Here is a 19,691-nt window from a genome sequence, read left to right as displayed (position 1 = left end):
CGTATCAGGATACGGCGCGGTACGAGGCCGTGAAAGCGCTGGGTTCACCCGTGCGTACGCCGCTGGAGACGGGCGCGGAGCCAGAGGGCGATTCCGTTCATGAAGAGCATGAGCGCGAGCAGAACCACGATGCCCGCGGCGGCACTCTCGTGGAAGCCCGCCTGGGGACGGCTGATCCAGCCGAAGATCTGGAGGGGAAGAGCGGAGAAGGCGCTGCGCACCGAGTCGGGGACGAAGGCGACGTAGGTGAGCGCGCCGAGGGTGAGGAGGGGCGCGGTTTCTCCGATGGCGCGTGCGAGGGCGAGGATGATGCCGCTGATCATGCCGGGGAGGGACATGGGCAGGATCACGAGGCGGAGCATGCGGAAGCGGTCGGCGCCGAGGCCGTAGCAGGCTTCACGGAGCGCGTGGGGGACCGTCCGGAGGGCCTCGCGTGAGGTCATGATGACCATCGGGAGGAGGAGGAGGGAGAGCGTCAACGCGCCGGCGAGAAGGCTCCTGCCGAGGTGGAGGACGCGGACGAAGACCTCGAGGCCGAGCAGGCCGTAGAGGATGGAGGGGACGCCTGCGAGGTTGGCGATGTTGACCTCGATGAGGGAGGTGAGGGCGCCAGGGCGGGCGTACTCTTCGAGGTAGATGGCGGCGCCGATGCCGATGGGGACGGCGATGACGGCGGTGAGGGTCATGAGGTAGGCGCTGCCGACGAGGGCCGGGAAGATGCCGGCGAGTTCGGGGCGGCGTGAGGGGATGCCGGTGAGGAATCCCCAGCCGAGCCGGGGCCAGGCGTCGGTGAGCACGCCCGCGAACAGGACGAACAGGACGAGGAGCGGCAGGAGGAGCGCGAGGAAGCCGATGGCGTGGAAGACGCGCTCGGTGGTGGCGCCCGGGATCGGGGTGTGGAGGTCGTCGCTCACGCGCGCTCTCCTCGGCGGAGGTGGCGCCGGAGTCGGTAGGAGAGGACGTTGAGGACCAGCGTCATGGTGAAGAGGCAGAGGCCGACGGCGAAGACGGTCTTGTACTCCAGGGTGCCCGTGGGGGTGTCGCCGAGGCTGACCTGGGCGATGTAGCTGGTCATGGTCTCGATGGAGACGCGCGGATCGAGGGTGAGCTGGGGCTGCTGGCCCGCGGCGATGGTGACGACCATCGTCTCGCCGATGGCGCGCGAGACGCCGAGGAGGACGGCGGCGGCGATGCCGGAGAAGGCCGACGGGATGACCACGTGGAAGAGGGTGGGGAGCTTGCGGACGCCGAGGGCGTAGGAGGCCTCGCGGAGGCTCATGGGGACGGCGTGGAGGGCGGCTTCGCTGAGGGAGGCGACGAGGGGCAGGATCATCAAGCCCATGACGGCGCCGGCGCTGAGGGCGTTGAAGCTGCTGAGACCGGGGAGGACGCGCTGGAGCGCTGGCGTGACGAGGGTGAGGGCGAAGTAGCCGTAGACGAGGGTGGGGACGCCGGCGAGGAGCTCCAGCAGGGGCTTGAGGAGGCGTCGCTGGCGGGGGCCGGCGAGCTCGCTGAGGTAGATGGCGGCGAGGAGGCCGAGCGGGATGGCCACGATCATGGCGATCGCGGTGGTGAGCAGGGTGCCGCAGACGAGGGGCCAGATGCCGAAGCGGGGCTCGGCGAAGCGAGGCGTCCACCAGACGTCGGCGAAGATCTGACGGAGGGAGACGGCCTGGAGGAAGCCCAGGGTCTGCTGGAGGAGGACGGCGACGATGCCCAGGGTGGTGAGCAGCGAGACGGCGGCGCAGAGCGAGAAGACGAGCTTCGCGGCCCGCTCGGAGGGGGCGCTGGGGCGGCGGAGGTCGCGGGCGAGGTCGGGCTTCATGGAGCCTCGGCGGGGCGCAGGTCACGAGCGAGGAGCTGCTCGATGGCGCGCGCGGGGAGGTAGCCCTTGTCGAAGAGGGAGCCGGTGATGCGCTGCGCGATCCGCGCCTGGACGAGGTGGTACGTGCTCTCGGGGAGCGGGATGAGGCCGACTTCGTCGGCGAGCTTGGCCGCGTTCTGGAGGTAGAAGCGGACGAAGGTGGTCACTTCGGCGCGCTTCAGGGCGCTGCGCGCGACGTAGAGGAAGAGCAAGCGAGAGAGGGGCTGGTAGGTCCCCTCGGTGATCGTGGTCCGCGTGGGGGCGACGGGGCCTCGGCCGTTCTCGTCGTTGCCGTCGTCGACGGGCAAGAGCTTGAGCCGATCGCGGTTCTGTTCGTAGTAGGCGTAGCCCACGAAGCCGAGGGCGAGCGGGTCGCCGGCGACGCCGGTGACGAGCATGTTGTCGTCTTCGCTGGAGGTGTAGTCGCTGCGGCTGGCGTGTACGCGGCCGACGATGGCCTCGGTGAAGTGATCGTAGGTGCCGGAGTCGAGGCCGGCGCCGAAGAGGCGGAGGGGACGCGCGGGCCAGCCTGGGTGCACGTCGCTCCAGTGGTTCACCTTGGCCTCTGCCGAAGGCTCCCAGATCCTGTGGAGCTCGTCGGTGGTGATGTGATCGGCCCAGGTGTTGGCGAGGTTTCCGACGATGGCGATGCCGTCGAAGGCGACGGGGATCTCGAGGTAGTCGATCCCCCCGCTGCGGCAGGCTTCCGCTTCGCTCGGGCGGATGGGCCGGGATGCGGCGGAGATGTCGACCTCACCGGCGCAGAGCTTCTGGAGGCCGCCGTCCGTCCCCGAGATCCCGACGACGACCCGGGTGGGCGGGGTCCTGCGCTGGAGTTCCTCGGCGACGGCCTCGCTGAGGGGGTAGCCGGTGCTGGAGCCATCCACGGTGACCACGGGGTCGGGCCCCGAGCGGCCGCAGCCGAGGAGGCCCGAAGCGAGCACGCCCGCGGCGGCCCACGCGAAGGGCGCCGCTGTGAAGGTCGTGCCCCCCATGGCGCTCAGCGGGCCCGTGAGGGCCTCTCGTCATGCTCGCCTTCGAGCGGGTCGCTCTCCTTGAGGCGGTTGTTGTGGCGGATGTCTCTGCCCTTGACCAGGAAGACGACCGACTCGGCGATGTTCATGGCGTGGTCGGCGATGCGCTCCAGGTACTTGGCGATCGACTGCACGCGGGTGGCTCGGTACACCGTGGCAGGATCGCGGCTCATGAGCGTGAGCACGTCCTGGAAGATGCGGGCGTAGTGGTCGTCGATCTGGTCGTCGTGCTCGAGGAGCTTCTGGGCGCGCTCGACGTCGCGGGAGACGAGGGCGTCGAGGGCCTCTCGCACGACCGCCGCCGCCTCTTCGGAGAGGCTGGTGAGTTCTTCGGTCACGGCCAGCGGGGACTCTTCGTTGAGTTCTTCCACGCGTTCACAGACGTTGACCACGAGATCGCCGATGCGCTCGAGGTCGGTGACGATCTTCAGCGCGGTGGTGACGAAGCGCAGATCCGAGGCGACCGGCTGGCGTGTGGCCAGGATGCGCATGCACAGCTCGTCCACCTCGCACTCCAGCCGGTTACACCGCCGGTCGAGCCGGATCGTCGCCTTGGCGAGGCCGGAGTCGCGGGTGGAGAGGGCGGTGGAGCCCTTGTGGATCATCTCCTCGACGAGGCTGCCCATCAGGAGGAGCTTGTCGCGCAGCGTCCGCAGCTCGTGCTCGTAGACCTTGCTGGTGTGCGTGGGCATCGGTCGGGATCTCAGCCGAATTTGCCGGTCACGTAGTCTTCGGTCCGGCTCTCCTTGGGGTTGGTGAAGATGACGTCGGTCCGGTCGAACTCCACGAGATTCCCCATGTAGAAGAAGGCCATGTAGTCGGAGACGCGCGCCGCCTGCTGCAGGTTGTGCGTGACGAGGAGGAGAGTATACCGATCCTTCAGTTCCTCGATCAGCTCCTCGATGTGGGCCGTGGCGATGGGATCGAGGGCGGAGCAGGGTTCGTCGAGGAGGACGACGTCGGGCTCGACGGCCAGCACCCGGGCGATGCAGAGCCGCTGTTGCTGGCCGCTGGACAGGGCGATGCCGGGCTGGTCGAGCCGGTCCTTCACTTCGTCCCAGAGGGCCACCTGGCGCAAGCAGTGCTCGACGAGTTCTCCTGGCGCGTCGATGTGGGTGCCGTTCAGCCGGTGGCCGGCGAGTACGTTGTCGCGGATGGACATCGTGGGGAACGGGTTCGGCTTCTGAAAGACCATGCCGACCCGCCGCCGCAGCCGGACGGGGTTGACCGAGGGGTGGTAGACGTCGACGCCGTCGAGGAGGACTTCGCCCTTGGCCCGGGCCCCCGGGACGTGCTCGTGCATGCGGTTGAGGCAGCGCAGGAAGGTGGATTTTCCGCAGCCGGAGGGGCCGATGATGGCGGTCACCTTCTCGGCGGGGACACCGAGGGTGATGTCCCGGATGACGTGGAGATCTCCGAAGTAAGCGTTCAGGTGCGTGACCTGGAGCTTGGTGGCGGGCGCCGATTCGGCGCCGATCTCGGGATCGATCGCGGTCATCTACGGGTGGATGGGCGCTGCTCGGGGTTGAGGGAGGGGAGGGGACGCACGCGGGGAGTATCCTCCACCGGGCGCCTCTGCGTCAGGGCAATCGTGTCTACCGGCGGTGAGTGACGGGACGGTGACAGAGGGGTGGATGGGCGGCGGAGGCTCACGCGCCGCGCGGGATGCGCACGGTGAAGCGGGTGCCGCGTCCGAGGGCGCTCTCGACGTCGACGGCGCCGCTCATCAGCTCGACGAGGTGTTTCACGATCGCCAGGCCGAGGCCGGTCCCGCCGAGGTCGCGGGAGCGGCCTGCGTCGACGCGGTAGAAGCGCTCGAAGATGCGCCCCAGGTGCTGGGCCGGGATCCCGGGACCGTCGTCGGCGACGGTGATGGCGAGGAGGTCGCCTTCTGTGCGCGACGAGACGGTGACGTGCGCCCCCTCTCCTGCGTACTTGATGGCGTTGTCGAGCAGGTTGGTGAGCACCTGTTCGAGCGCGCGCTGGTCGAAGCGGCCGAGGGGCAGATCGGACGGCTTTTCGACGGTGACCTCGACGCGGCGGCGTCGCGCCGGCTCGGCGCACAGGTGGGTGGCGTGCTCGATGACGCCGCTGACGTCGAGCGTCTGGAGATCGAGCTTGAGGGTCTTCGATTCGATCTTGGCGAGGTCGAGGAGATCGTCGACGAGCTGACGTAGCCGCCGGGCGTTGCGGTCGATCATCGCCACGAACTCGGGGGCCTCGCCAGGATCGGAGAGCGCGCCCATCTGCAAGGTTTCGACGGCGGTGCTGATGGCCGTCACCGGGGTGCGCAGCTCGTGGGACACGTTGGCCACGAAGTCCGTGCGGATGGTCTCCAGGCGGCGCAGATCGGTGACGTCGTGGAAGACGGCGATGACGCCCGGTCGGCCGGTATCGCTCTGCAAGCGAGAGACCCGGACGAGGATGCGGCGGGCGGCAGGGAGGGTGAAGGCTGCGCCCCGGCCGAGGCCGAAGAGGTGGCCGAGCTCGACCTCGATGTCGACCGGCTCGTCTTGACCCCGCGCGCGGTCGACGGCCTCGGCGAGGCGGGCGCTGCGGATGGCCTCGAGGACGGACTTGCCGACGGCGTCTTCTCCGACGGAGAGCATGCCGCGGACGGCCCGGTTGGCGAGGACGATCAGGGCGTCGCCGTCGAGCACGAGGACGCCTTCGCGCATGCCGTCGAGGATGCCGGCGAGGACGTCGCGCTCGCCGCGCAGCTCCCCGATGGAGCGGGAGAGGGCGCTGGTGAGCTGGTTCAGCGCGCGCCCGAGCTGAGCGACCTCGCCAGCGCCACGGGTCGGGGCGCGGGCGGTGAGATCGCCGCGGGCCATGGCGAGGGCGACGCGGGTGAGGCGGGTGACGGGGCGGGTGACCAGGAGGGCGGCCGCTGCGCCGACGGCGGAGGCCACCAGGATCGCAGCGGCGACGCCGATGAGGACGAGCTGGCGGTAGCGCGCGAGGGCGGCGTCGATGGCGGCCGGGGGGGCCGCGTGGCGGGCGAGGAGCGCTTCCAGCTCGTGCGAGCTGAGCTGCTCGAGCACGACGCCGGCGCCGAGGAGCACCACCGCCGTCGCGAGGACCAGCCTGCCGCCGAGGCCGAGTCGCCGCCTCATCCGCTGCTGGTGCTCTCGCCTGCGTCGGCGCGGAAGCGGTAGCCCACGCCGCGCACGGTCTCGATGTACTCCCCGACGACGCCGAGCTTCTCGCGGACCCGCTTCACGTGGGTGTCGACGTTGCGGGCGGTCACGTCGACGTGGGAGCCCCAGACCTCGTCGAGGAGGGTGTCCCGCGAGAGCACGCGGCCTCGGCGATCGTAGAGCATCATGAGGAGGCGGAACTCCAGCGCGGTGAGGGCGACCTCTTGCCCTTCGACCCACGCCCGGTGCGCTGCGCGGTCGATGCGGAGGGCGCCGAAGTCGAAGCGCTCGGGTGCAGGGCCAGGGCCCTCGGAGCGGCGCAGTACGGCCCGGGCGCGGAGGATGAGCTCCCGGACGCTGAACGGCTTGACCAGGTAGTCGTCGGCGCCGAGCTCGAAGCCCACCACCCGGTCGACCTCCTCGCCCTTCGCCGTGACCATGATGATGGGTGTCTGGGCGGTCTGGGGGCTCTGCTTGATGCGGCGACAGAGCTCGGTCCCCGAGATGTCGGGCAGCATGAGATCGAGGATGATCAGGTCGAAACGCTCCTCCTTGAGTGCACGGAGGGCGGTCTCGCCGTTCATCGCCGAGACGACGTCGAACCCAGCTTGACGGAAGTTGTAGGCGACGACGCGCTGCAGATCGCGCTCATCCTCGACGATGAGAACGTGGCTCGGCATGGCGGACCTTCTAGCAGGTGAATGTTACAGGTTCATGGCGCCCCCCGAGGGAGGGGGAGACCGCCCAGCGCGAAGCGGGCACGGGGCCTGGGCAGGCCCGGCCGGATGGGAACTTCTTGCAAGGACGCGAACTTTCGCATAAGCCCGCCCCATCATGGCCCTGGAGCGAACCCTTTCCATCATCAAGCCCGACGCCGTCGAGAAGAACCACGCCGGGGCGATCATCGCCCGGCTGGAGGCCGAGGGCTTCACCGTCAAGGCGCTGAAGCGCGTTCACCTGTCCCGCAAGGAGGCCGAGGGCTTCTACGAGGAGCACCGGGGGCGCGGGTTCTTCGATGAGCTGGTCGCCTTCATGTCGCGCAGCCCCATCATCGTGATGGCGCTGGAGCGTGAAGACGCGGTGGCCCGGTACCGTGAGGTCATCGGCGCGACCGATCCGGCGAAGGCGGCGGAGGGAACGATCCGCAAGCTCTACGGGGCGAGCGTCGGCGAGAACGCCGCGCACGGCTCCGACAAGACCTCGACCGCGGCGCGAGAGATTTCCTACTTCTTCGCCGGTTACGAGGTGTCTCCGACGGCTTCCTCGGCCTCCTGATGCTCGATGAGCGCCTCGCAGCCGCGCGCGGCGCGGTTCGCGACGGCGCTGCTGCCATCGAGAGCTTCGTCCAGTTGCTCGGCTCACGTCGGGTAGGACCGCGGGGTATCCTGCGGGCACTACCCGAGGTGCAGGAGGGCTGCGCCACGCTCCGCGGCGCCCTCGACGCGCTGGCGGAGGCGCTGGCCGTGACGATGGCTGCCGACTCGGAGAGTGTGGCTGCTGCACGGGCGGTGATCACGCCAGCAGAAGCAGAGGTAGCGCGGCTGGAGTCGGAGCTGGGGCGTGGGCTGGAAGAGAGCCGTCCTGGCAGCCGCGGGAGGGCCACTCCTCCCGAAGAGAGCCGTCCTGGCGGCCGAGGGAGGGCCACTCCTCCCGAGCGGACCATCGACGCTCGGCAGCGGCTCGCCATGGAAGCCCATGTGAGACGGACGTCGCGCGAACTCTCGAGCGCCCTTCTCTTCCTCGATCTGCTGGTCGCATCCATCGAGCTTCGACCCACCTCGCTCAACCTGGGCGATCTGCTGAGAGAGCGGGGCAGTGGTCTCTTGCAGGCGCAACCCGCCATCCGGCTGCTGGTCGCGCTCGGCGAAGACTGTGACAGCGTGGAGGCCGATCCCCGGGTGATCGGGCCGCTGCTGGAACTCGTCGTGGCCGCGCTGGCAGAGTCGGGGGTGACCTGTCTGTTGCTCGAAGCTGGACGTCGGGCCGACGGGCGAGCGGTCGTGCGCCTTCGAGCGGCGCGGGGAGGCGATGAAGGGGGGACGAGGGTGGCCCTGATGGTGCCCCTGAGGGAGAGCAGCGAGCGTGCCCGCGCAGTGGCCCTGGTGACGGCGCGACGTGCGGGAATGGAGCTGCGCTTGCCGGAGGCTGGCGCGAGTTCCAGCACCCTCATCCTCTGAGCGACGGAGCGACGGAGCGACGGAGCGACGGACGATGCCGTCGGGAGCCTGGACGCGGGAGGGCGCGACGCTCGCCATGCGCTCGTCTCACGAAGTCGGCGCCTTCGGCGGAACGTGGTAAGGCCCGTCGGTGATGGATGTGGATGCGCTGAGGGGGCTCGTCGAGGCTGCTTACAGGGACCGCGCGTTGCTGCGCTCGTCGGCTCATGAAGAGGCCGTCCTGAGCGCGGTGGACGCACTCGATCGCGGGGTGCTCCGGGTCGCCGAGCGCGCCGAACCAGGCGGAGCGTGGGTGACCCATGCGTGGTTGAAAGAGGCGATTCTCCTCTATTTCGCCCTGCGCAAGATGGAGGTGATGGAGGCAGGGCCCTTCGAGTTCCACGACAAGATCCCGCTGAAGCGAGGTCTGGACGCCGCGGGGGTGCGCGTGGTGCCCCCGGGAACGGTGCGGTATGGCGCGTTTCTGGAGGCGGGCGCCATCGTGATGCCCGGCTACGTGAACATCGGTGCGCGGGTGGGCGCCGGGACGATGGTCGATACCTGGGCGACCGTCGGGAGCTGCGCGCAGATCGGCCGCGATTGCCACCTGTCGGGCGGCGTGGGGATCGGAGGCGTGCTCGAGCCGCCGTCGGCGCAGCCCGTGATCGTCGAAGATGGGGCCTTCATCGGATCCCGGGTGATCGTGGTGGAGGGGGTCGTGGTGGGCGAAGAGGCCGTGCTCGGGGCGGGCGTGGTGCTGACGTCTTCCACGGCCATCCTCGATGTGAGCGGGCCCGAGGTGGTCGAGTACCGCGGTCGCGTGCCTCCCCGCAGCGTGGTGATCCCGGGGACGCGCCCGAAGACGTTCCCCGCGGGGACGTTCGGCGTGCCCTGTGCGTTGATCATCGGTCACAGGACGGCGGCGACGGACCGGAAGGTCTCCTTGAACTCGGCGCTTCGTGACTTCGGGGTCGCGGTATGACGACGCCCGTCGAAGGTGACCCCGTGCGAGCGGACCGGCTCGCGGCAACCCTCCTCTGGCTCTGCGAGATCCCTTCGCCGACTGGGGAAGAGAAGGCGCTCTGCGACGCGCTCGTCGAGCGGCTGCGTCGGGCGCGGCTTCCTGAACCGCCTCGACGTCATGGCGACTCGCTGGTGGTGCAGGTGACGCGGGGGACGGGGGGGCCCAAGGTTGCGCTGGCTGGGCACCTCGACGTGGTGAGGACCGCGCATGATGGACCGCCCCGCATCGAGGGGGATCGCCTCTACGGTCCGGGCGCGAGTGACATGAAGTCAGGCCTGGCGCTGATGCTGGACCTCGTCGAGCACGCGCCGGAGGGACTCGATGGGCTGGATCTGACGCTGGTGTTCTATGCGCGCGAGGAGGGACCGTTTCGCGACAACGAGCTCGGGCTCGTGCTGGAGCGTGAGCCCGGGCTCGGGCAGGTCGATCTCGCGGTGTGCCTGGAGCCGAGCGACAATCGACTGAGCCTCGGGGCGGTGGGCTCGCTGCACGCGACCGTGACGTTCCGCGGGAGAACCGCGCACAGCGGGCGGCCCTGGCAGGGAGAGAACGCCATCCACAAAGCAGGGCGCCTGCTGGTGGAGCTCGATGCGCTGGAGCCCCGCGATGTCGTCCATGATGGGCTCCTGTACCGGACGGTGACCTCAGCCACCCTGATCGAGGGCGGCCGAGGGCGGAACATCATCCCGGATGAGCTCACGCTGAACCTGAACCACCGCTTCGCGCCGGGGACCTCGATCGAGGAGGCGCAGCGCGAGATCGAAGGGCTGGTGGGCGATCGCGCCGAGGTCGCGTGGCTGGATCTCAGCCCGTCCGCGTTGCCGCATGCTTCCCACCCGCTCGTGATGCAGCTTCGCGCTGCAGGGGTGAACGGCGTCGAGCCCAAGCAAGCATGGACCGACGTGGCCCGCTTCGCCGAGCTGGGCGTGCCTGCCGTGAACTTCGGTCCGGGCGTGAATGCCCAGGCGCATCAGCGAAACGAATGGACGTCCATCGCCCGGCTGGTGGAGGGGGATGGCATCCTGCGTCGCTGGATCGCAGCGATGGGGAAAGCGACGGCGGCTTCCCTGGGCGGCTAGAGGGCGGCGCTCGCCGCTTCGCGGAGGGTCCCTGCGGGGGGCATGGTGAAGCGTACCGTGGTACCGACGCCGACCTCGCTGTCGACCCAGATGGCGCCACCGTGCGCCTCGACGATGCCCTTCACCACGTAAGGGCCGAGTCCGACGACCTGACAAGGTGGCCGGCGGCTCTGAGCGAAGCGCGTGAAGAGGCGATCCCGTTGCTCGGCGGGGATCCCTGGTCCGGTATCCGCGATCGAGAACCGGACCCCTCCTCCCCCGGCCGGCCCGGCGGCTTCCGCGCGCAGTGTGATGTGGCCGCCGCGCGGGGTGAATCGTACGGCGTTGGTGATCAAGGTGACGAGGACCTGGAGCAGCCGCTCTCGGTCCGCCGCAACGGCCGTGAGCTCCGGCGTGACCTCGCTGGAGAGGGTGACGGGCTTGGCAGCCGCGGAAGGGGCCGCCATGTCCAGCGCCTGTTTGACGAGAGGCACGATCTCCAGCGGCTGATGATCCACGCGGAGCGTGCCGGCCTCGACATGGTTCGCGTCGACGAGATCACGCGCGAGCTGCTCGATCTCGTCCGCCGCCCGCAGGATGGCGTCGAGCTGCTTTCGACCGGCGGCCTCGGGACCCACGGTGCGGAGCATGAGCCTGGCGCTCATCACGATGACGCTCAGCGCATTGCACAGATCGTGAGAGACGGTGGATATCGTCTGGCGATGCGCCTGCTCCATCGTCTCGGCACGCTGTTCGAGCGCGTGACAGAGCTGCTCGAGGCGTTCGCATTCGTTCTCGAGCGTCGTCGACGAGGTGACGCTCGGCTTGTCTCGCTTGGTGGTGATTTTTTTGCGTGTGACCCGCGCCATCTTGCTCGACCTCGGAGAAGAGTTAGCCAGAGGGAGAGCCAGCGTGGAAGTCAGGCGCCGCCGGAGTCCCGTGCCCGCCGTCCCCGGCATCTCCAGTCAGCACGCGCGCTGAGGGCGTAAGGCGGGCGGGTCGACGCCGTCGATCAGTGCTCCGAAGGATCCGGAGCGCCTTTGCTGGAGGTGCTGTCACCAGAGCTGCGTGTTGCGAGTACACGTCGGATCTCCGCCACCAGCGTGTCCGGCAGGCACGGCTTGGTGAGGAATGCGTCGCAGCCCGCGTCCCTGGCTTCACGCGAATGGCCCGCCAGCGCGTGGCCCGTCAGCGCCACGATGGGGATGGCCTTGGTCCGAGGGTCGTTCTTCAGAAAGCGGGTCGCCTTCCAGCCGTCGATCTCGGGCAGGGAGAGGTCCATCAGGATGAGGTCGGGGAGGAGCTCGAAGGCCTTGTCCAGCGCCTCTCGCCCGGTGGCGGCCTCCGCCACACGGAAGCCCGAGAAGGCGAGATACTCGGCGAACATCTCGCGGTTGTCCTGGAAGTCGTCGACCACCAACACGAGCGGCGCGGTGTCGTGGTTGCCTGTCGGGTCCATGCGTTCTCTCTATCCCGGATCGGATGCTTTACGGCTGCAATCAGGCTTGCGCCCTGCTCCGGAACCTCGGTCGGTTGGGAATGACTCGACCTGCTCTGGCTGCAGCCTTGGGGGGAGCAATGGCGATCATTCGTCTGTATACCCGAGTCCTCCGGTCTGCGCCGCAGGATTCAGGGCGAGCAGACGTCCACCACTTACCGGATGGGCTTCGGGCCGAGCCTGACCCGGGGGCTTCTTCGATGGCGAAGGTCCTCCTGTGGCGAAGGCCTTCGGGCCCTTCTATGGCGAAGGCCCTTCTATGGGAGCCGGCGTGGCACTCCGCGCTGCAGGATCGCTTCTTCGAGGAGCCGGGCTGCTGCATCCCAGTCCACAGGCTTCACGAGCACGCCATCGAACGACGAGGAATGCAGCGCGGCGCGGGCTTCCAGATCGCGGCGGCCCGTACAGGCGAAGATGGCCGTATTCTGTGTGGCAGGGTCCGCGCGGAGCGCGTCGGCGACGACGAAGCCATCGATCCCGGGCATGCGCAGGTCACACAGGATCACGTCAGGCACGACCTGGGTTGCCAGGAACACGCCCCGAAGACCTCCTGATGCGCGCTCCACGGCGAAGCCGTAGTGAGCCAGGTAGGCCTCTGCGATGGCGAGAAAATCGGGATCATCATCCACGATGAGCACGCGCCAGGGCCTCTCCTCCGGCCCCTCACTGTAGGTGCCGTCGCGCGCCGCCGGAGAGATCACGTTCTGCTTCGCTGTGGCCATGATTCCCTGTTCATGGTTCAGTGTGTGGCGACCCTGCCGAGACCACCAGCCGTGCTCGCAGTGATTCTCGACGAAGGATGGACGTACCCCGAGATGACACCTGGTGACCGACGCGCAGCCCCTGGGAAGTTTGCGACCAGGTCGTCTCCTTGCAATGGTGACGGCCGTCGCAGTCGGCAGCAGGGGACGGGTTTCCGTCGTGAGTTCGGAGTGACTGGGGCTCGCCCTGACACGATTTGCGGCTGACGCGCGCCTGCCCGGACGAAGGCACGGAGACTATCCATTGAGAGGAACCTCATGAACATCCTGGATGATGAGTTCTTCGCCCGGGTGGGGCACGACCTGCGGGGGGAACTCGCCACGATGCTTGCCGGGGTCGACTTCCTCCTCCGGTACGGCAAGAGCATCGAGCCTTCTCACCGTGACATGCTGGACCGCGTCCGGGGAGCAGGCGATCGTCTCAAGCGACTTCTTGATGAGCTGAACCACGCGGTGTGGCTCTACGAAGATCCGAACCGGCAGATGGTCGTGGAGCCTTGTGATCCCGTCGTGCTCGTCCAGAAGACGGCTGCGGAGCTCTACGAGGTGGCGGCGGCGCGTGAGGCGCGCTTGATCGTCGACAACGAGCTGCGGGAAGGCGAGGTGACCCTTGCGGCGGATCTCGATCTCCTGCAGGTCGCCCTGGAGTACGTCGCGGGGCTCGCGCTCGTGCGATCGCGTGGTCGGACCGTACGGATGCGGCTGGCCTGGGGCGATGATCGGCGTCCGACGGTGACCATCTCCGACGAGGCCGGGGCTGTCTCACCGGAGACACTGCACCGGATGTTCGAGCCGTTCGTGGAGCGGTCGGCGGTGGTGTTGCAGACGTCGAGCACAGGGGCGGGAGCGCTTCCTCCGCGGCGTCGCGAGCGACTCGGTCTGGGACTCGGCATCGCCCGGGGGATCCTGAGCGCCCATCGCGGGAGCCTGACGGTCGCCGCTGCCGGGGAGGGGGACACGATGGGGCTGCGCTTCACGTGTGTGCTCGGGTCGGCGCCTCAGCCGCTGGGTGTGAAAGAGAGCCAGGACCCTTCTGTGAAGGACCGGGGAGGCTCTCTCTGAACGTGTTCGCCCTGCTGGAGCGGCGAAGAGTCTCGACGAGTCCACCCACCCTCCGGTACCGTCTAGGGCGAGTTCTGCTCTTCTCTGCCGTGAGCGCATGCGGATGTTGACGCTCAGTTCTCTCTTGGTGCAACGCGGAGTTGCATCGATGCGTGCGGTCGAGTCTGCGATCGCACGGCAAGTGCTGCACGGTGGTGATCTCGCCACAGCGCTTCTCGAAGGTGACGCCGCCTCGGAATCGGATCTGACGGCGCTCTTCGCCGAAAGTGTGGGGATGCTGCCTGCGGCCGGGAAGCTCGCCCCCGAATCGCCGGAGGTGCTCCGCGCATTGCCCTCCGATCTGGCGGAGAGACATCGGATCTTTCCGCTGGCGATCCGGCGGGGTGAGCAAGACACGCTGGTGATCGCCACCTCCGAGCCCCTCCCCACGGCGGTCGAAGAGGATCTCGGCTTCGCCCTCGCTGCGGCATTGCAGTTCGTCGCTGCGCCCCTGGTTCGGATCCGGCAAGCCCAGGCCACGCACTACGGGACCCTGATCGAGGACCGCCTGGCGAAGCTGGCTGCCCGGCTGGATGAGCGCGCAGAAGCCAGGATGAAGGCCTTGCAAGCCGCTGCGCAGGAGCCGCGACCCGACGAGGGGATCCCCCCTCCTCGGTCCACGCTGAGAGGCCTGTCCGTCGTCGCCTGGCAGCAGGGCGAGGGCGTGCCTGTTCCTGGTGCGGCACCTCTTCCAGAGGAGGCGCTCTCCTGGGAAACGGACCAGCACACCGCATCCACCCTGGTCCCCTCGTCGCCGTCACCGTCGCTCGCTCATCTCCTCCCCACACCCGTCCCGTCGGCGCTGCCGACGCCCGTCCCCGAGTACGATCCGGCTTCGGAGCTGCTCGAGGCGAAAGGCCACGGCGACGCCTTCGGGGGAGGGGGGGATCTGCATCTGCCGGTCGGCACGCCTCCGGTGCCAGGCGCGCATGTTCTCGGCGGCTGGGCCCAGCGAGCGCTCTCGGGGCAGGAGGTTTCGCCCTCCGGGCAGGATGCTCCGCCTGCGCCGACCGGTGCGAGAGCATCCGAGCCGGTCCCGGGACCGGAGCTCCAGCCGCTCGCGCAGCAGGGGCGACGCGGTGGTCCGTTCACCGTCGTGATGGCGGAGAAGGAGCTGGCGGAAGTCGAGACCACGGAAGCCGTGCTCGACGTGCTGTTCGACTTCGCGCAGCAGTTCTTCGTCTACACGGCGCTCTTCGCGGTGCAAGGTGAGGTGGCGCAGGGCCGCTTCGCAGCTGGCCCCGGTACGTCGAACGACGACGTCGCGGCGCTGCGCATCGGCCTCGATGCCCCGGGAGAGCTGGGAGAGCTGCGGCGCAGAGGGGTGCCTCAGATCGCCTCTCTGGCGCGCACTGCCGCAGACGCGCATTTCGTGAGGGCGCTGGGTCGATCGGAGATGGCGGCCGCTGCCATCGTTCCCGTGTCGGTTCGTGGGAGAGTGGTCGCGTTCGTCTATGGCGACGAGGGATCCTCGCCAGTCCAGATGACCACCATCGGCGATCTGATCGCGCTGGCTGCGCTCACGAGCCAGGTGCTGGAGCAGCTGATCCTCCGGAAGAAAAAGACGCGGCAGGGGCCCCCTCCGGCAGCGGCGCCCACGGTGTCTCCGCGAGGCGCGGGCGACACCGGAGCGCCGGGTGAGGGAGAGCGAGGGCAGACCCAGGGAGACAGCGCGAGCGAAGCCGCGCGAGGTCCTCTTTCGGAGCGCACCCGCTCCGTGTTGATGCAGGAGCTGCGCGGCTGGAGGGATGCCGTCGGTGAGCCGCTGGGCGACGCGCGTGCCGTGCAGACCGGGGCAGGACACGAGGAGCGTGTCACGCCCGATGTCCGCGCTCCCGAGGAAACCGCCGCCTACAGCACGTCGTCCGACGTGCCCCGTCCCATCGACGATGTCGCCAGGGCTTTCGGTCTGAGGGGGACTGGCGTCGAGGATCAGGAACCGCTCTCGTTGGCCTCTCTGGCGGGTGGGCTGCGGCGTGGGATGGAGCGGGAGACGGGAAGAGGGGGGCAAGGCCATCGGCAAGCCGAGTTCGCGACAGCCCCCACCCTGGAGCTCCCCATGCCGCGCCTGTCGGCCGGAGGCGAGGGGACCTCACCCGGCGCGGCGTCCTGGAACGACGTCCCGGGGCATGATCGTGCGGCGCTGGTGCAAGCCGTCATCGAGGATGGCGATGACGCTCCGCGCGCCTTTGCCGAGCTGGTCCGCGATGGCGAGGCGGCCGCGGAGGAGGTCTCCAGGCGGTTCCCGGGTCCGCTCCGCGTGGATCATCGCATCCGTGAGCTGCTGGCCGGAGCGCGTGCTCAAGAAGAGCTGAGCAGGCTGCCGCCGGCGTCGGAGTGTGGCCCGCTGCTGACGCTCGTCGTCGCCCTTCGGCGCCCTTCCTTGCCCATCATGACGGCGTGCGCGACGTCTCCGGACCCGGACATACGGTTCTGGGCCACACACGTGCTCGGAGAGCTGCGCTATCCCGAAGCTGCGAATGCCTTGCTGCCCCGACTGTTCGACGAAGACGCCGCGATCCGACGCGTCGCGCGTCGCGCTGCCGCGGCCCTGGTCCATGACGGGGGGGCCTCGAACACCCCTGGCTCCTCGTGGATGCCACCCACGGCCAACGGTGCCCGCCGGGCCGCCGCACCTGGCGCCCCCATTCTCCAAGGGCTCGAGTACATCCTCCTCGACATGGACGAGTCCCTCCCGCGGAAGCTGATGGCCATCGAGACGGCGGCAGCGATCCGCGCGCGCGAGCTCGTCCCTGCGCTCCAGGTCATGCTGAGCAACTCCCACGCTTTCCTGGCGGAAGCTGCAGCGAGGGCGCTCAAGGTGATCCCGCACGACGAGCGCGCGCAAGGCTTCCGGATGTAGCGCGCTGACCGCTCCGGCTCGTGCGCTGGATGCGGTGGGCTCGTGCGCTGGATGCGGTGGGCTCGTGCTCTCGGTCGGGGCGCCGGCCCTGCCCCGTGCATTGGAGCAGCGCGAGGTGCCCGGAGCGTCGTGTCGTGAAGAGCGGAGGGCGCCCGACCCTCCTGCGTGGAACGCGGGTGTCGGGCGCCCTGGGGGAGGTCAGTAGGCGCCGTCGCCCTGGGAGGGCTTGGGAGCGAGAGGCTTCTTGGGGGCCTCGAGCTTGACCGCGCCACCCTTGGGGGGAGCGTCGCCAGCTTCACGCAGCGCCGTGTCGATGATCTTCTTGAACTTCGAGAACGGCTGCGCGCCGCTGATGAAGTAGCCGTTGATCACGAACGCCGGCGTCCCGCTGATGCCAGCCTTCTCGGCGACCGCATTGTCGGCGTCGACGACGGCCTTCTGCGTGTTGCCGTCGAGCGCCGCCTTGAACTTGGCGAGGTCGAGACCTGCCTCTTCCGCGTACTTCTCGAGGGCAGGGCGCGCCAGGACGTCCGGGCCTGCGCCGGCGTTCTTGAAGAGGAGGCCATGGTAGGCCCAGAAGCCCGCGTTGCCCTTCTGAGCGAACGCCTCCTGAGCCGCCTCGGAGGCGAGCGGCGCGTTCTTGTGCATCGGCAGCGGGCGGTGACGCCACACGATCTTGATCTTGTCGCCGTAGGTCTTCTCGACCTGCGTGACCGTGTCCTCGACCCGCTTGCAGAAGGGGCACTCGAAGTCGGAGAAGACCTGCATCACGACCTTGGCCTTGTCGCCGCCCTTCCAGGCGTTGCTCGGCCCCGGTGCAGCCACTTCCTTGCGCTCGGGCGGCGGCGGCGTCTTCCCGTCCTTGATGATCTGGTTGTAGAGGTCCTTCGGCGAGACGCCCTTGGCGAGGAGCGCTTCGGACTTCTTCATCTCCTCGTCGATGAGCGCCTTGAACTTCTCGAGCGGCTGCGCGCCGACGAGGCGGCGGCCGTTGATGAAGAAGTGAGGCGTGCCGGAGGCCTGCAGGTCATCGGCGAGATCCTGATCGGCCTGGATGCTGGCGCCGTACTTCTTCTCGGCGATGGCGACCTTCACCTTGTCGACGTCGAGCCCGAGCTCCTTGGCGTAGCCGAGGAGGTCCTCGTCGCTGAGCTTCTGGTTGTTCTTCCAGAGCAGGTCGTAGGCGGCCCAGAAGCCCTTGTCGCCCTTCTGAGCGCGTGCCTCGCGGGCCAGCTCGGCGGCGGGCTCTGCGCGCTGATGGAAGGGAAGGGGGTTGTCCTTCCATACGAAGCGGACCTTGTCGCCGTAGGTCTTGATGATCTCGTCGAGGGTGGGGACGACCTTGCCGCAGAACGGGCACTGGAAGTCGGACCACTCCACGATGGTGACGAGCGCCGTCTCGGGACCCTTCGCGGGCGAGTCACCGACGGGCACCTTCCAGACGGTCGTGTCGTCCTGCTCGGGCTTCTGCTGCCGCTCCTTGGGGGGCGGCGCCTTCGCCTTGTTCTCCTGCGAGACCTTGACGTAGACCTTGTCGGGCTTGGTGCCGGAGGCGGCCGCGGTCTGCGCCGCCTTGAGCTGCTCGTCGATGACGGCGCTGAACTTGTCGATCGGCTGCGCGCCGCTGAGGAACACGCCGTTGATGAAGGCGGCAGGGGTCCCGGTCACGCCGGCCGTCTTGCCGATGGCCATGTCCGCATCGATCTTCGAGGCGAACTCCTGCTTGTCGTAGGCAGCCTTGAACTTGGCGCGATCCACGCCAGCCTCGGCGGCCCACGCCTCGAAGTTCTCGGGGGTCAGACCACCCTTGAAGTTCTCGAAGGCGCGACCGTGGAACTTCCAGAACGCCTTCGACCCACCGAGCCGGAACACCGTCTCTGCGGCGACCGACGCCGGGCGTGCGTTCTTGTGGAACGGCAGCGGGTTGCTCTTCCAGAGGATACGGAGCTTGTCGGCGCCGTACTTCTCCTTGAGCTGGGTGATCGTCGTCTCGACGCGAGCGCAGAAGGGGCACTCGAAGTCGCTGAAGACGACCATGGTCACGGGCGCCGTCCGCGAACCCCACATGGGGTCCTTCGACGAGACGGCCGGGAAGCCCTCGTCGTCGCTCCACGGCTCGCCGTCCGCGTAAGCCTCGGCCGTGATGCTGGCCGTGCGGCCAGCGCTCCGGTCGACGCTGTACATCAGCCCCATCCCTGCGATGAAGCAGAGAAGGAAGCCGACGATGGCTGTACCTTTGTTCATGATTCTCGTTCCTCTCCATGCAGAATGCCCGGACCAGTCCGGACCTCTGCTGCCCCGGAGCGGCGTGCCGTCGCGGGGTAAGTCTTCGTTTCACTCCTCGATCTGGCGCTCGTTCCGCAGTCGGTAGCCACGGCGGTGCTTCATGCATCGCCGCCACCAGCTCTCACTCGTGGAGCTGGCATGTGGCCCACGGCCAGCGTTGCGCGTCAGATCCAGCCCGTTGCAGCAGGAGGTAGGCTCACGGACGGCCACCTCGTTGCATCGAAGCCGTGGCTCCGACGGGGGGACGTCCGCAGACCAACCTCAGGACCCGGTCAGGCGCTTCTCTGGACGCCTGAACGAGCCCGGTATCAACGGGGGGGATGATAGATGCCGGGACCGAACCCCGGCCTGGGCTCGGTGGCGACCGGCGTCGAGGCGACGGCGAGCCCCTCGATGGTCGGGAGGGGGAGTGTCAAATCAGGGACGAGTACGGCCCACGCAGGCGCCGCCGCGAGCTCCCCGAGCGGGGCAGGGTCGCTGGAGCGGAGTCCGATCGTGGGGAGGGTGTCCGTATCTCCGCAAGCCGACGCGGCATCGATGCGAGCGTCCGCGATCGGGTAGATGCGCGGTGGGGCCACCACGGAAGCGCCCTCTGGATCGCAGAGCGGCGCCGCGTTCAGCGCGCCGGCGTCGTCCCCATGGGTCGACACGCCGTCACACGCGGAGCTGTGGACCGCTTCCTGGGCGACGACACGGGTCTCCGCGTCGTGTTCACACGCCTGGAGAATCGCCGCCGATGCACGGAGCGGAAGGCAGAGCCCAAGCGCGAACGCCAGCAAGGCGAAGAGGCGCTTTACGGGATACCTCACCATGAGTGCTGACCCTTTCTAACCCAGGGCTGCGAAGGGAGCAACACAGGTAGGAGGGATGCTTCCCAGCTCCCAGGTGACGTGCGCCCTGAACTTG

Annotated in this window: 18 protein-coding genes; 6 read left to right on the top strand and 12 right to left on the bottom strand. The window is 68.7% G+C overall.

The genetic code is table 11. The annotated features are described in order from the left end of the window. Positions 1–44: 44 nt before the first annotated feature. From pstA to CMC5_RS27710, 7 genes are all read right to left on the bottom strand, one after another. Complete coding sequence (pstA, locus tag CMC5_RS27740) at positions 45–914, bottom strand: phosphate ABC transporter permease PstA (RefSeq protein ID WP_050433234.1); 870 nt, start codon at positions 912–914, stop codon at positions 45–47. Continuing rightward, a complete protein-coding gene (gene pstC, locus CMC5_RS27735; protein WP_050433233.1) occupies positions 911–1,825 on the bottom strand; it encodes a phosphate ABC transporter permease subunit PstC in 915 nt (304 codons plus the stop codon). The genes pstA and pstC overlap by 4 nt, the downstream gene beginning before the upstream one ends. Next, positions 1,822–2,859: a PstS family phosphate ABC transporter substrate-binding protein gene (locus CMC5_RS27730; protein WP_050433232.1), complete on the bottom strand. Its 1,038-nt coding sequence runs from the start codon at positions 2,857–2,859 to the stop codon at positions 1,822–1,824. The genes pstC and CMC5_RS27730 overlap by 4 nt, the downstream gene beginning before the upstream one ends. A 5-nt stretch (positions 2,860–2,864) precedes the next feature. Further along, positions 2,865–3,590, bottom strand: coding sequence for a phosphate signaling complex protein PhoU (gene phoU, locus CMC5_RS27725; protein WP_050433231.1), 726 nt, complete (start codon positions 3,588–3,590; stop codon positions 2,865–2,867). An 11-nt stretch (positions 3,591–3,601) separates the two neighbouring features. Further along, positions 3,602–4,396, bottom strand: coding sequence for a phosphate ABC transporter ATP-binding protein PstB (gene pstB / locus CMC5_RS27720; RefSeq protein ID WP_050433230.1), 795 nt, complete (start codon positions 4,394–4,396; stop codon positions 3,602–3,604). A gap of 151 nt (positions 4,397–4,547) precedes the next feature. Then, on the bottom strand, positions 4,548–6,014 hold the full coding sequence (locus CMC5_RS27715; protein WP_050433229.1) for a HAMP domain-containing sensor histidine kinase: 1,467 nt from the start codon (positions 6,012–6,014) through the stop codon (positions 4,548–4,550). Further along, positions 6,011–6,718, bottom strand: coding sequence for a response regulator (locus CMC5_RS27710; RefSeq protein WP_050433228.1), 708 nt, complete (start codon positions 6,716–6,718; stop codon positions 6,011–6,013). Before CMC5_RS27710 ends, CMC5_RS27715 begins: the two co-directional genes overlap by 4 nt. A gap of 154 nt (positions 6,719–6,872) precedes the next feature. Between CMC5_RS27710 and ndk the strand changes: the two genes are divergently transcribed. The 4 genes from ndk (at position 6,873) to dapE (ending at position 10,297) form a co-directional block, all read left to right on the top strand. Continuing rightward, entirely contained in the window at positions 6,873–7,313 is a 441-nt protein-coding gene (ndk, locus tag CMC5_RS27705; protein WP_050433227.1) for a nucleoside-diphosphate kinase, read from the top strand. Beyond that, on the top strand, positions 7,313–8,215 hold the full coding sequence (locus CMC5_RS27700) for a hypothetical protein (RefSeq protein WP_050433226.1): 903 nt from the start codon (positions 7,313–7,315) through the stop codon (positions 8,213–8,215). The genes ndk and CMC5_RS27700 overlap by 1 nt, the downstream gene beginning before the upstream one ends. A gap of 133 nt (positions 8,216–8,348) precedes the next feature. Beyond that, positions 8,349–9,176, top strand: coding sequence for a 2,3,4,5-tetrahydropyridine-2,6-dicarboxylate N-succinyltransferase (locus tag CMC5_RS27695; protein WP_050433225.1), 828 nt, complete (start codon positions 8,349–8,351; stop codon positions 9,174–9,176). 23 nt (positions 9,177–9,199) lie between these two features. Continuing rightward, entirely contained in the window at positions 9,200–10,297 is a 1,098-nt protein-coding gene (gene dapE / locus CMC5_RS27690) for a succinyl-diaminopimelate desuccinylase (RefSeq protein ID WP_245677779.1), read from the top strand. Here dapE and CMC5_RS27685 read toward each other — a convergent pair. The 3 genes from CMC5_RS27685 to CMC5_RS27675 form a co-directional block, all read right to left on the bottom strand. After that, entirely contained in the window at positions 10,294–11,145 is an 852-nt protein-coding gene (locus CMC5_RS27685; protein WP_050433223.1) for a sensor histidine kinase, read from the bottom strand. The two genes, dapE and CMC5_RS27685, sit on opposite strands and share 4 nt — an antisense overlap. A gap of 143 nt (positions 11,146–11,288) precedes the next feature. After that, the gene (locus CMC5_RS27680) at positions 11,289–11,735 is read right to left on the bottom strand and encodes a response regulator (RefSeq protein ID WP_050433222.1); all 447 of its coding nucleotides are present in this window, start codon (positions 11,733–11,735) and stop codon (positions 11,289–11,291) included. A 296-nt stretch (positions 11,736–12,031) separates the two neighbouring features. Then, positions 12,032–12,496: a response regulator gene (locus CMC5_RS27675; RefSeq protein WP_082362853.1), complete on the bottom strand. Its 465-nt coding sequence runs from the start codon at positions 12,494–12,496 to the stop codon at positions 12,032–12,034. 297 nt (positions 12,497–12,793) lie between these two features. On the opposite strand from CMC5_RS27675, the gene CMC5_RS27670 reads away from it, so the two are divergent. Beyond that, positions 12,794–13,597 carry a sensor histidine kinase gene (locus tag CMC5_RS27670; protein ID WP_050433221.1) on the top strand — a complete coding sequence of 268 codons (804 nt, stop codon included), beginning with the start codon at positions 12,794–12,796 and terminating at the stop codon, positions 13,595–13,597. A gap of 148 nt (positions 13,598–13,745) precedes the next feature. Then, the gene (locus tag CMC5_RS27665) at positions 13,746–16,499 is read left to right on the top strand and encodes a GspE/PulE/PilB domain-containing protein (RefSeq protein ID WP_050433220.1); all 2,754 of its coding nucleotides are present in this window, start codon (positions 13,746–13,748) and stop codon (positions 16,497–16,499) included. Between the two features lie 198 nt (positions 16,500–16,697). Here the strand turns inward: CMC5_RS27665 and CMC5_RS27660 are convergent, their stop codons facing one another. After that, positions 16,698–18,743 carry a DsbA family protein gene (locus CMC5_RS27660; protein ID WP_082362851.1) on the bottom strand — a complete coding sequence of 682 codons (2,046 nt, stop codon included), beginning with the start codon at positions 18,741–18,743 and terminating at the stop codon, positions 16,698–16,700. 350 nt (positions 18,744–19,093) lie between these two features. Then, a complete protein-coding gene (locus CMC5_RS27655; protein ID WP_050433219.1) occupies positions 19,094–19,597 on the bottom strand; it encodes a hypothetical protein in 504 nt (167 codons plus the stop codon). Positions 19,598–19,691: the final 94 nt, after the last annotated feature.

This window comes from Chondromyces crocatus (assembly GCF_001189295.1).
Taxonomy (GTDB): Bacteria; Myxococcota_A; Polyangia; order Polyangiales; family Polyangiaceae; genus Chondromyces; species Chondromyces crocatus.
Note: the sequence above shows the minus strand (reverse complement) of the source record. Positions and strands in the feature narration are given on the sequence as shown.